The organism is Thermosporothrix hazakensis (assembly GCF_003253565.1).
GTDB lineage: Bacteria > Chloroflexota > Ktedonobacteria > Ktedonobacterales > Ktedonobacteraceae > Thermosporothrix > Thermosporothrix hazakensis.
Genome location: NZ_QKUF01000007.1, coordinates 240,461 through 252,758 on the forward strand (window position 1 = coordinate 240,461; position 12,298 = coordinate 252,758).

The 12,298-nt window shown below is 52.8% G+C and carries 9 protein-coding genes; 6 read left to right on the forward strand and 3 right to left on the reverse strand.

The window, feature by feature from the left end; translation table 11 throughout:
• The first annotated feature begins 8 nt into the window (after window positions 1-8).
• Together hemL and hemB are read left to right on the forward strand one after the other, a co-directional pair.
• On the forward strand, window positions 9-1,307 hold the full coding sequence (gene hemL / locus EI42_RS13005) for a glutamate-1-semialdehyde 2,1-aminomutase (RefSeq protein ID WP_174843921.1): 1,299 nt from the start codon (window positions 9-11) through the stop codon (window positions 1,305-1,307).
• Between the two features lie 11 nt (window positions 1,308-1,318).
• Window positions 1,319-2,296, forward strand: a complete 978-nt coding sequence (gene hemB / locus EI42_RS13010; protein ID WP_111322552.1) for a porphobilinogen synthase — start codon at window positions 1,319-1,321, stop codon at window positions 2,294-2,296.
• Between the two features lie 51 nt (window positions 2,297-2,347).
• Here hemB and EI42_RS13015 read toward each other — a convergent pair whose 3' ends face one another.
• The gene (locus EI42_RS13015; RefSeq protein ID WP_111322554.1) at window positions 2,348-4,144 is read right to left on the reverse strand and encodes a serine/threonine protein kinase; all 1,797 of its coding nucleotides are present in this window, start codon (window positions 4,142-4,144) and stop codon (window positions 2,348-2,350) included.
• Window positions 4,145-4,158: 14 nt separating this feature from the next.
• Window positions 4,159-6,087 carry a serine/threonine protein kinase gene (locus tag EI42_RS13020; protein WP_170142588.1) on the reverse strand — a complete coding sequence of 643 codons (1,929 nt, stop codon included), beginning with the start codon at window positions 6,085-6,087 and terminating at the stop codon, window positions 4,159-4,161.
• Window positions 6,088-6,474: 387 nt separating this feature from the next.
• On the opposite strand from EI42_RS13020, the gene EI42_RS13025 reads away from it, so the two are divergent.
• Window positions 6,475-7,617 (forward strand): M20/M25/M40 family metallo-hydrolase, encoded by a 1,143-nt coding sequence (locus EI42_RS13025; RefSeq protein WP_111322558.1) that lies wholly within the window; start codon window positions 6,475-6,477, stop codon window positions 7,615-7,617.
• Between the two features lie 68 nt (window positions 7,618-7,685).
• On the opposite strand, the gene EI42_RS32505 is transcribed toward EI42_RS13025, so the two are convergent.
• Window positions 7,686-7,847, reverse strand: a complete 162-nt coding sequence (locus tag EI42_RS32505; RefSeq protein ID WP_170142589.1) for a hypothetical protein — start codon at window positions 7,845-7,847, stop codon at window positions 7,686-7,688.
• A gap of 449 nt (window positions 7,848-8,296) precedes the next feature.
• Here EI42_RS32505 and EI42_RS13030 point away from each other — a divergent pair, with 449 nt between their 5' ends.
• The 3 genes from EI42_RS13030 to EI42_RS13040 all read left to right on the forward strand — a co-directional run bounded on the left by EI42_RS13030 (window position 8,297) and on the right by EI42_RS13040 (window position 12,283).
• Complete coding sequence (locus EI42_RS13030; RefSeq protein ID WP_249033461.1) at window positions 8,297-10,279, forward strand: glycoside hydrolase family 15 protein; 1,983 nt, start codon at window positions 8,297-8,299, stop codon at window positions 10,277-10,279.
• A gap of 252 nt (window positions 10,280-10,531) precedes the next feature.
• On the forward strand, window positions 10,532-11,002 hold the full coding sequence (locus EI42_RS13035) for a methylglyoxal synthase (RefSeq protein WP_111322671.1): 471 nt from the start codon (window positions 10,532-10,534) through the stop codon (window positions 11,000-11,002).
• 78 nt (window positions 11,003-11,080) lie between these two features.
• On the forward strand, window positions 11,081-12,283 hold the full coding sequence (locus EI42_RS13040) for a class I SAM-dependent rRNA methyltransferase (RefSeq protein ID WP_111322562.1): 1,203 nt from the start codon (window positions 11,081-11,083) through the stop codon (window positions 12,281-12,283).
• The last annotated feature ends 15 nt before the right edge of the window (window positions 12,284-12,298 follow it).

A 12,298-nucleotide genomic window follows, 5' to 3' on the forward strand; every position in this document is an offset into this window, starting at 1 on the left:
CTGTACGTATGGAAAAAGAGTTGAAGCACACGCGCTCGCATGCGCTCTTTCAGGAGGCGCAGCAGCTCATGCCGGGAGGCGTGAACAGTCCTGTGCGTGCGTTCCGGGGTGTCGGGGGTGAGCCCGTTTTTATTGACCATGCCGAGGGCCCCTACCTCTATGATGTGGATGGAAACCGGTACCTCGATTTTGTGCAATCCTGGGGGCCAATGATTCTCGGGTTTGGCTATCCCTCGGTGCTGCAAGCCGTGATCGAGGCCAGCAAGCGTGGGTTTAGCTTTGGCGCTCCAACCGAGGCGGAGAGTGAGCTTGCGAAGCTGGTAATGGAATTTGTGCCCTCGGTTGAGATGATTCGCTTTGTCAACTCCGGGACCGAGGCAACGATGAGTGCTTTACGGGTCGCTCGCGCTTTTACCGGTCGTAGTAAGATTGTGAAATTTACCGGCTGCTATCATGGACATGCTGATATGCTGCTGGTACAGGCCGGTTCTGGCGTAGCCACGCTCGGGTTGCCGGATAGCCCCGGAGTTCCGGCTGAAACCACTGCCAATACCCTGACCGTTCCTTACAATGATAGTGAGGCCGTAAAGGAGCTCTTTAAGCTCTATCCTGCCGAAATTGCGGCGGTGATTGTTGAGCCGGTCGCGGCCAATATGGGTCTTGTTTTGCCGCAACCCGGCTTCCTTGAGACGTTGCGTGAACTGACCAGTCAGCATGGGGCGCTCCTCATTTTTGACGAGGTAATGACTGGTTTTCGGGTTGCTCTCGGTGGCATGCAGCAGCGGGTCGGTATTCGTCCAGATCTGACCTGTTTTGGTAAGATTATTGGCGGCGGGATGCCCGTTGGTGCATATGGCGGGCGTAAGGATATTATGCAGGTAGTTGCGCCAATCGGGCCAATGTATCAGGCTGGAACCCTTTCCGGGAATCCGCTGGCTATGGCGGCTGGTATTGCGACCCTGAAAGAGCTGCGCAAGCCGGGACAGTATGAGGCGCTGGAACGGAAAAGCCTGTTGCTTGGTGAGGGGTTGGAACGTGCTTTGCGTAACACGCGTGTGGAGGCGCAAGTTGTGCGTATCGGCGCGATGTTCTGCCTGTATTTCACCTCTGAACCGGTGACCGATTATGCATCGGCCAAACGTGCGAATACAGACCGCTTTAGCCGCTACTTCTGGGAGATGTTGGCGGCTGGCTACTATCTGCCACCATCTCAATTTGAGGCTTGTTTTATCTCGCTTGCGCAAGAAGATGTGATGCTTGAAGAGGCAGCTCGAACTGCCGAACATGTACTGCGTAAGCTGGCGTAGGAGGCGCTGTTATGTCTCTTTTCCCTTCTGTTCGTTTGCGGCGAACTCGTCAGAATGAGAAGCTTCGCGCGCTGGTGCGAGAGACGCGCCTGAGCGTCGAGCAGTTGATCTATCCGCTGTTTGTGGCTGAAGGCATCAAAGAGCCACTGCCTATCGAATCGATGCCCGGCGTCAATCAGTGGCCTGTTGAGGCGCTGGATACGGTCGCGGAGCAGGTTGTACAGGCCGGGATTCCGGCAGTCTTGCTGTTCGGGATTCCCGCGCACAAGGATGAAGTGGGCTCAGAGGCCTACGCAGAACAGGGCATTATTCAACAGGCGATTCGGCGTTTGAAGGCCATTCAGCCCGAGCTACTGGTGATTACAGATGTCTGTCTCTGTGAATATACCAGTCATGGTCATTGCGGCGTGGTAAAGAATGGCACGGTTCAGAATGATGAGTCACTCGTGCTGTTGGCGCGTATGGCTGTGTCGCACGCGGAGGCCGGGGCGGATATCGTTGCACCGTCAGATATGATGGATGGGCGTGTTGAGGCACTTCGCCATGCACTCGATGAGCACGGCTTTAGCGGTTTGCCAATCATGGCCTATTCCGTGAAGTATGCTTCAGGTTTCTACGGGCCATTTCGTGAGGCGGCTGAGTCCGCGCCCCAATTTGGGGATCGGCGGTCGTACCAGATGGACCCGGCCAATGTGCGAGAGGCGCTTCGTGAGGTCGAGCTTGACGTTGCGGAGGGGGCTGATATGATCATGGTGAAGCCCGCTCTCGCCTATATGGATGTGATACGGAGAGTGCGAGAAAATTATGATCTGCCGCTGGTCGCCTATAACGTGAGTGGAGAATATTCAATGGTCAAGGCAGCGGCACAGAATGGCTGGATCGACGAGAAGCAGATTGTAATGGAGATCATGACCGGTTTGCGGCGCGCGGGCGCTGATATGATTATTACCTATCATGCACTGGATATCGCGCGCTGGTTACGGCCCTGAGAGGCTTAGCAAGAGGGTTTCAGTGAGGAACTGAGACCCTCTTTTTATGGCCTAAATACTCCAGACTCTGAACTGCTGAAAAGAAACCTCTGTCAGATGATCCTGACTGATTGCCGCCAGTGCAAATGAGCCTTCAGGGAATGCGGTATCTTTGCCCTCTGTAATCCGCTTTTTATCCACAAAAAGCTGGAAGGTAGAACCGCGTACCACCAGCGCGATCAGGTATGGGTGATGGGGCTCGTTTTTGGTCGTGGGAGGGAGCTCCTTTTCGCTGAGATTGATGGTTGGTTGGTCATTTGTGCTTTTACGCAGGATCACGAAGCTGTTCTGACAGAGCTGAACATAATAATAATTCAAGGTTGCCTTCTGCTGGCGAAAGATCACGGCTCCACAGTCCCCCGTTTCAATGGTCATCTGGACTTCAAGCGCGAAATTCGTTGTTGATAGATCGGCTGAGCAATATTGTCTGCTGTGTGGCGCAAGCTTGCGGATATGATAGGCGTCGTTCCGAAACTGGCAGTCCCCCTTGTGATTGGGTGCGGTGACGTTCTCCCACTTATTCGGCTTGTCGAGTGGGTCGATAAACAGCAGTTTCCCCATGCCGGGAAGATAGGAAGGATAGGGAAGAGCTGGCAGAGTTGTGGTAGGGGCCGAAGTCTGTTTCTGTGTTTTCGGGGCCGTGGTGGCCGTTTCTGACGCTGTGGGATGTGCCAGTGTCTGGTACAGGCCAATACTGCCAAGACTGATAAGAAGAAGCACGATTACACAGGCTACGAGTAGTGGCAGTTTTCGTTTCTGGGCGGGTGGCGTCTGCCTTTGGGTGGGTAACGCTTCGATTGAGAGTGCATCGGTTTGCTTGCGAACGAGCGAAGGTGTCTCTATCCCTCGGGGGGTCCGGGTGGGAGCGCTTTGTTCTTTGAGCGATGTGGATGGTCGGGTTTGTACTGGTCCACTGAGGGAAATGGAATGGGCGGGCGGCTCCGTGGTTCCCAGTGCTTGCTGGAGTGCCTGGCTGAAAGTGCGTATGGAGGGGTATCGGTCCTCAGGCTCTTTGGCGAGGGCACGAAGCAAGACCTGATCAACCTCAGAAGGAAGCTGCTTTTTAATCTCGCTCGGAACACGTGGGGTTTCCTCAAGATGCTGATACATAATATCGGGGACAGGGCCACGGAACGGATACTGACCCGTCAGGATTTCATAGGCCATAATCGCAAGCGCATACTGATCACTGGCCGGGACAGGCTGACCGCGCCATTGTTCGGGAGCCATAAAGAGCGGTGTTCCGCGGATTTCGCGGCTCTCGCTTCGTGTGACCATATTCAGATGGGCAATCCCGAAATCGGCAAGCAGCAAATCAGGGAGATGTGGACGATCTGGCCTGTCCCGGAGCAGAAAATTAGAGGGTTTGACATCTCGATGGATGATCTGGCGATCGTGAGCATATTGTAGCGCTTCGGCGGCCTGTGTGATCATCATGCTGATATCGTGTGGTGTCAGTTGAGCCAGCCGTTCGGGATCTCGCGTCCAGATATTCAGCGCACCCTCCTGTCGATAGGGCATCACCTGGTAGATGATGTTCTGCTGTTCTTTTAGCTGACTCTCGCCAAAGGCATAGAGTGGCAGAATAAACGGGTGGTCCAGCATTGCGATGGTACGTGCTTCCCTTTTAAAGAGCTCAATGTTTTCCTGAAGCTCTGCCTCAGAGAACTCCTCATTCATATGAATGACCTTGATAGCAACATCGCGTTCAAGGACCGTATCGCGGGCGAGGTAGACGGTGCCCATGCCACCTCGCCCGATGAAACGGAGTATCCTGTATTGATCGAGTTGTTGTCCCTCTAACGTCATACTGACCTCGTTGTTTATACCTGCCAGACTTTTGCATCCTGGAAGGCGATCTCTGTAGGTTTTGTCTGTGTGCTGGCTGTCATACCAATAATGCCCTCTGAGAAGCTGGTATCGTTGAGTGCTTCAAGCTGTTTGCCGTTCACAAACAGCACAATCGTTCCGCCTTGAGCGACAACTGAGACCACATTTTGCTCTCCAGAGCTGCCATTGATAAAGGTACTGAATTTGTTCTTTCCGATCAGGTTGGTGCCTTCCTGAGATTGAGAAGTATATTTGTAGATCCCGTAGTATTGATCAGTACAGAGAGCGAAGTAATAGCCTTCTTCCCGGTCTTCATTGTAGCGGAAGACAATACCTCCGCAGCCCGGTTTGACAAAGGTCATCTTAACCTCGACCGCGAAGTTTTTCTCGGTAAAGGTACTTCCACAGTAGTATGATTTATCTGGCTTTGTCAGTGTGATATCGAGTGAGTTCCGGGTATAGGAGCATTTTCCACCGAACTCCTTGTTCTCTTCGCCATCGTACCAGTACAGGCGTTTAACGAGTGGGTCATAGTAGCGCAAGGTACCACTTCCGGGAAGGTAGCTCGGATAGGGGTGCTGCGCGTTCTGCGTCTCTGCAACCTGGGTTGCTGTAATAGCGGTCGCAGTCGCATTAGCCTGTGCAGTCGCTACTACTGGTGGTACGGCTGATGCTGTAGCATTGGCCTGTGCAGTCGCCGTTGCATGCGAGTCTATATGTGGTGGCGAAGCAGGAAAAAAAGACGGCCAGAGAATTGCCCCTGCTGTGATAGTGCTGCCAAGAAAGATGACCACGCTAAGCGCTACCAGCAGGGTTAGCAGGTTATTGCGGCGCGGTTTTCCTTGAGGCAGTGAATGATATGATGGGGCAGGAAATGGCGAGTACGGCTGTTCGGCTTTAGTTGTGGGCATAATTGAAGGTGTAGGTGCTGTGTGGATTGGCGTCACTGGATATGGCTTTGCCGGTGTCACCGGGTGCTCGGGGGTTGGATTGGAGTTCGCCATATGTCTGATGTCGGATTGTCCGGGAGGAGGAGGCGGTACAATACGCTCGGGTGAGGACGTACCAAGTGCTTGCTGCAATGCCCGGGCAAACGCCGTAATTGTGCGAAAACGCTCTTCTGGCGCTTTCGCGAGCGCGTGCAAGAGGACGGTATCAACATCTGTGGAGAGTCGGGGGTTGAGCTGACTGGGTGGGATGGGTGATGTTGTCAGATGTTGATACATCAACTGTTCGGTCGAGCCCTGATAGATAGGCTGTCCGGTGAGCATTTCATAGGCAATAATTGCCAGTGCATATTGATCGGTCGCTGGAACGGGCTGGTTTTTCCATTGTTCGGGAGCCATAAAATGGGGTGTTCCTCGAACAACCTGACTGACATTGACGGTGGTTGTGTTCAGGCGTGCAATCCCAAAATCGGTCAGCAACAGGTCGGGTTGTGATGGGGCCTCGTTCCGAATGCGGAGCAGGAAATTAGAAGGCTTGACATCTTGATGAATAATCTGGTGCTCATGGGCATGATAGAGCGCGTCGGCGGCCTGTTGAATCAGCCGGGCGACCTCTTCGGGAGGAGGCACTTCGTCGCGATATCGCTCTTTTATCCATTTACTGAGCGAGCCTTCTTTGCGATAGGGCATCACCTGATACACAACGCGCTGGTTCCCGATCTGTTTTTCTCCATACGCGTAGAGTGGCAAGATGTGCGGATGATCCAGAGCGGCGATCGCTGTTGCCTCGCGCTTGAACAGGCGAATTGCTTCCTGTAGCTCATCCTGGTCGAGTGTTTTTGCCATCTGGATTACTTTGATGGCGACATTTCTTTGTAGTAGCGTATCTCGGGCAAGATACACATCTCCCATGCCCCCGCTACCTAGAAGATATTCGATGCGGTACTGATCGAGTAGTTGTCCTTCAAGAGACATCCTAACCCCCGGCAGAACGTTTTTGCCAATGGTGGCGACCATTAAGCAGAATAAGGAGAATCAAGGAGTACCTATTATATCATGTTTTGAGCGCCATGTTCCCTGGCGATGAAATGATTCTTGCAATGGGAGAAGGGCTTCTGTGCTTATATACGAATACAAGGGGTAGGTGTTGTATCGACTCAGAAGTTTCTATTGCTTCCCGCTGTTTGCATCTGAAGAGGTATGCTACGGCTTTCTTTGCGTGCGGTCAGTGCTTATAATCAGAAGGGAGAAGACGGAATATCGCCTGTAGGGTAATTGTTAATAAGAGGAGAGTGCTCGGGAGATAGAGATCAATAGAGCCGCTTCATAGTGCCCGTTCAGGCGATGTGAAAGGAGTGGAACATGTCCCTGACTGAGAGTCAACTTGAACATATCCGTTCGCGGGCTCAGGCCTATCTGGAACAGGTTGTTGAAACCGGAATCCAGATCTGTGCTATTCCCGCTCCAACGGGAGCAGAAGGGAAACGTGCAGAGTTTGTGGCCTCCCTTTTTCGTGAGCGCGGATATGAACCGGAGATAGATGCGCTTCAAAATGTGTATGTGCGGCGTAAAGGGCGCCACCCGGGCCCAATCGTAATGCTGCTGGCACATCTTGATACCGTCTTTCCGGCTGAGACATCGCTGAATGTGGTACGCGAAGGTGATATCTTACGAGGGCCCGGAATTGGCGATAACAGCTTGAGCGTAGCGTCCCTGCTAGCAACGCTGGATATGCTGGATGAGCTGAAGCTGGAAACCGAGGGGGATCTGTTATTTGTGGCCGACGTGGGAGAAGAGGGGCTTGGCAACCTCTGTGGTGCACGAACTGCCGTCGATCGGTTCCGGGAGACATTGGGCGCAGTGCTGGTCATTGATGGAAGCCTGGGCTATGTCGTGCATGAGGCTGTTGGTTCAAAGCGCTGGCGCATTACCGTGAAAGGGCCGGGAGGCCATTCATATGGCGCTTTTGGTACGGCCAGTGCCATTCATGGTCTGGCTCACCTGATCGTGGGGATTACCTCTCTTGAGATTCCCGAGGAACCGAAAACGACCTATAACGTGGGAGTTATAGAAGGGGGGACGTCTGTCAATACAATCGCGGCAGAGGCCTCGGCCTTGCTGGATATGCGCTCCACTGATCCCGCAGCTTTGCAGGCGCTGGCTGATCAGGTCCAGGCAATTGTAAAGCGGACTGCAAAGGATGGCCTGCAAACAGAAATTACCGTACTTGGCGAGCGTCCGGCGGGCCGCAGGCAAAGAACGGATCCATTAGTGCAACTGGCTGCTAGTACTTTACGGTGGCTCGGTATGGAGCCCCGATTTACTTCTTCAAGTACAGATGCTAATATTCCGATCAACTATGGCATACCTGCTGTTTGTGTAGGGGTCACACAGGGGCATAAAGCGCATACAGTAGAGGAGTGGGTCACGATTTCTCCTCTTGGAACAGGGCTGGCGCAGGTGGTTCGTCTTGCGATAGAGGCGAGCTCACTGGTAAAGAAATAGACTCGGAAACAGAGAAGCAGAGGTAAGGAATAGAGATAGGGTAGCTTACCTCTGCTTTTCAAGTGCTCTTACATCTTTGGTAAACGCCCGGCCAGATAGCGACAAAGCCCGGCAAAGAGGAGCGCCTTGCTGGTGCCCCCGGTTACAGTCACAATAAAGCCGATTGCAAGACCAAGCGTCACGCCGATTCGGCCTGCTGGATGACGCAGCATATGCTGTATCGTTCGCATTGGTTTTCTCCCTTTTTCAGAATGCGGGATGACCTACGGACTCTTTACTTATAAGTATGTAACGAACCATAAAGAAAAAACAAAGATTTTTGCCCTTTTCCCTAAAGGAATCTGATTGCCAGTCGACACTTGAGAAGAGGGGAGAGGTGATGGGATTGCTATTTCGCTTCAAGGGATGGCATGATTGTGAGCTAAAGAAGAAAAAAAGAGCGCGGGATGCGGAGCTACAGGCACTGCGGTGCCCTCAAGGTATTATCAAAGTACTATCAAAAAATTAAATGGGAAAACCTGTTACTATTCCCGTTGGTCCTGCGTTCTTTCCTGATATAAGGCACCTGTTGAAAATTTCTAAGGGTTCTTTAATACTCGTTAAGGCGTCTCTAAGGATGTTGGCGAACAGTTCAACGTCGAACAGTTCAAAATAGGAAGTGTTGCTGCACATGGTTGGGATGAACGAATTCAATCGCACTTATCTACCAATTAACGCATACGGGGTCATTGGCGATTGTCATTCGGCCTTATTAATCGCTCCCGACGGTTCTGTAGATTGGGGGTGTCTACCGGACTTTGATAGCCCGGCCATTTTCTGTCGTTTGTTAGACGCTGATCAGGGTGGGTTCTTCCAGGTTGCGCCAGCGGATGCAACTATTCCTGGCATCCAGCGCTACTTGCGTGGAAGCAACGTTTTACAGACTCGTTTTACAAGCATTAGCGGTGAGATGCTTCTGACCGATTTTATGCCGGTCGAAACGTTGGAAGCCTGGCCCTATCGCGGCATGGACAACAATACCTGGACCCGTGAGGATGGTTCCTGCCATTGTCTGGTTCGGATTGTTGAATGTACTCATGGGGAAATGCCCATTCAGGTTACACTGAAGGCGACCCCGAATTATGCTGCTTCGCCGAGTGACATTTCTCTCGCTTCAGAGAATAAGGGAGTTGTGATCTCTGGCGGTGGTCAGCATCTGGGTCTTGCTGTTGTTGGCGCTCAGTTGCTTCCTTCGTATTCCATCAAGGTGGTACAGGAAGAAGGAGACCGCAATCCTTCAGTGGTGATCAACGTTACCCTCAGCGAGGGTGAGCGTCTGGCTTTTGCGCTTGGTGTTGGTCGCAGCGCTCAGGCGGCGCGTCGTCTGGTTGAGGATGAACTGCATCGTCGTAATTTTAATGTCGAGTTGGCTCGTACTCTGCACTGCTGGCGGCAATGGGTCGCGTCCAGTAATTATCGCGGTCCCTATGAAGAGTGGGTGCAGCGCAGCGCACTGGCGCTGAAGCTGATGACCTACGCCCCTACAGGTGCTATTGTTGCTGCTCCTACCACTTCCTTACCCGAAGAGCTCGGCGGCCTGCGTAACTGGGACTATCGTTTTACCTGGTTGCGTGATGCGACGTTTACTCTCTATGCTCTTAATGTGTTGGGCCTCACTGATGAAGCGCGTGCCTTTACTCACTGGTTGCGCAACCTGACTTTTGTGGAGGGCGAGGCCTTGCAGATCATGTATGGCATTCGCGGTGAACGCGATCTCCCTGAAGTGGAGCTCTCTCACTTGAGCGGGTACTGTGGTTCCCGACCTGTGCGCATTGGTAATGGAGCTGCCAAGCAGAAACAGATGGATGTTTTCGGCGAGGTGCTGGACTGTATCCACCTCTATCGTCGTCAGGGCGGTTTTGAGCGCTATGGCGAGACGTTGCAGGGGCCCCTATGGGATCTGATGCGGGCTCTGGTAGAGCATGTGTGCGAGCACTGGCATGAGCCGGACAATGGTATCTGGGAGGTTCGCGGCGGCTATCGTCACTACGTCTACTCGAAGGTGATGTGCTGGGTCGCGCTGGATCGGGGTATTCGTGCAGCACAGCAATTGAATCTTGAAGCGGATCTGTCCCGTTGGATGATGGTGCGAGATCAGATCCGGGCCGATATCCTGACAAACGGGTATAATACGGAACTGGGAGCCTTCACGCAGTCCTATGGTGATACCGCCCTGGATGCTTCTAATCTGCTGCTGCCTCTCGTAGGCTTTATTCCGCCAGATGATCCGCGCATGCGCTCGACCGTTGACCGGATCATGGAAAAGCTGACCGATGAGCATGGGTTTGTGTATCGCTACCTTTCAGATGATGGTCTGGAAGGGCACGAAGGCACCTTCGCAATTTGTACGTTCTGGTTAGTCGATAATCTGGCTATGCAAGGCCGGGTTGATGAGGCGCGTTCGCTGTTTGAACGCTTGCTGTCATATGCCGGACCGCTTGGTCTCTTCTCCGAGGAAATCGATGCCTCGAATAAGGTGGCTCTTGGCAATTATCCGCAGGCATTTACGCATATCGCTCTTATCAATAGTGCTCTTAACCTTCGTAAGGCTGAACTGCGCCAGGCTGAACATCACGCTGGCCCGGTCGTTGCCGCGATTCATCTGAACAACCAGCAACGGTAAAATAGACAACTCATTATGATGTACAAAAAAGAAAGATGAGACCTGTACCTCTGTGAAGCTCTACAGGTTTCATCTTTTCTCTTTTTTTTGGAGGTGTCCTCTCCTGCGCTTTTCTTCTTTAGAGCTTGCTTCAGGCGAAACGACTAACCAACCAGGGAAGTGATATAATTGCAACGGCTGTGCTGTCCCATTGCTTACTGTGAGGACGGCGCGAGACTTTATTTCCATTTGAAGAAGAGGCAGGTGATTGCGATGAACGAGAATAGTTACAGTCAGCTTCCAATCGGGCCGAAAAAGAAAATTGCCCTGGTGGCACATGATAACAAGAAGGACGATCTGATCTCGTGGGCGCGATTCAATCGGGACGCGCTGGCTCAGCATACGCTGTACGCGACCGGAACGACGGGCATGCTACTGACCAAAGAACTCGACTTACCCGTACATAGTTTCCAGAGTGGCCCACTCGGCGGTGACCTCCAGATAGGGGCTGGTATTGTGGAGCGAGCAATTGATTGTCTGATCTTTTTCTGGGATCCGCTGGAAGCGCAACCGCATGATCCCGATGTAAAGGCGCTGTTGCGGATCGCGGTTGTGTGGAACATTCCAGTTGCCTGTAATCGATCCAGCGCCGATTTTATCATTACTTCTCCGCTGCTTTCCTCTGAGTATAACCGGCTGCTTCCCCTTGAATATGAGGCGTATATTCGGCGTATGGAGAGTTAAAAGATGTGGCGCTCTTTCTCCTCCTGGCAAGTTATGGCATAATAGGGAGCATCATACTATGAGAGAGAGTTAAGGATTGTGACTGCCACGCATTATCCCACAGCGAGCTTAAAACCGCATCGTGATGAGAGCTTGCTTGGTGGGCATCTCTGGATCTTTTCGGGCGCTTTGCAGCAGCCACCTCACTGGGTGGAGCCGGGCGCTCTTGTCGATGTCAAATCAGCGCGGGGGCAGTTTGTCGCCCGTGGATACTATAATCCGCGTACAGATATTGCTATCCGTATTTTGACGCGTCATCCTGAAGAGGCGATTGATCAAGCGTTTTTGCGACAACGAATTCGGCAGGCTTTGCAATTGCGTGAGGTATTTGAGCCGCAGGAGACCAATGCCTATCGTCTGATTCACTCGGAGGGTGATGGTTTGCCTGGCCTCGTGGTTGACAGGTATGCGGATGTGCTGGTTGCGCAGACCCATACCCTGGGCATGGAACGGCTCTTACCGGATGTGATTGCGGCATTGCAGGCCGAGGTAGAGGTGAAGGGCATTCTGTTGCGCAATGAGGGCCAGGCACGCAGGCGTGAAGGCCTCTCTGTAGAGGCACCTATTGTCGCTGCCGGTGAGGTGCCGCAGCGGGTGCAGATACGAGAAAACGGAGTGCAATTTCTGATTGATCCCTGGCAGGGACAGAAAACCGGTTTCTTCCTTGATCAACGTGATAAGCGCAAGGCCTTGCAGAAGTATGCACGAGGGAAACGGGTGTTGAACTGCTTTAGCTACTCGGGGGGCTTTTCGGTCTATGCGGCGCTGGCTGGAGAGGAAACGAGAACGGTGAGCGTAGATATCTCGGCTGCCGCTATTGAACTGGCCCGCGAGAATTTTGCATTGAATGGTCTTGATGCTGCCATGCATGACTTCTATACAGAGGATGTGTTCGACTATTTGGAGCGGGCCCGGACGGAGGGTCAGCTTTTTGATGTAGTTGTGCTTGACCCGCCCGCTTTTGCCAAGAATCAGGGGGCTCGTGCGCAGGCTCTCAAAGCATATCGGCGGCTGAATACTCTGGGTATGCAGGTCTTACGCCCCGGTGGCGTCCTGTTGACGTGCTCCTGTTCGGGCGTGATCGGACTGGATGATTTGCTTGGTGCCGTTTCGCTCTCAGCACAGCGTTTGCAGCGTAGTGTGCAGATGCTGGAAGTGTATACACATGGCGTTGATCATCCAACCAGCCTGGCAATGCCTGAGACGGGGTATCTGAAATCTGTGTTCTGCCGCGTGCTTTAGCATATGAAGTAGAGG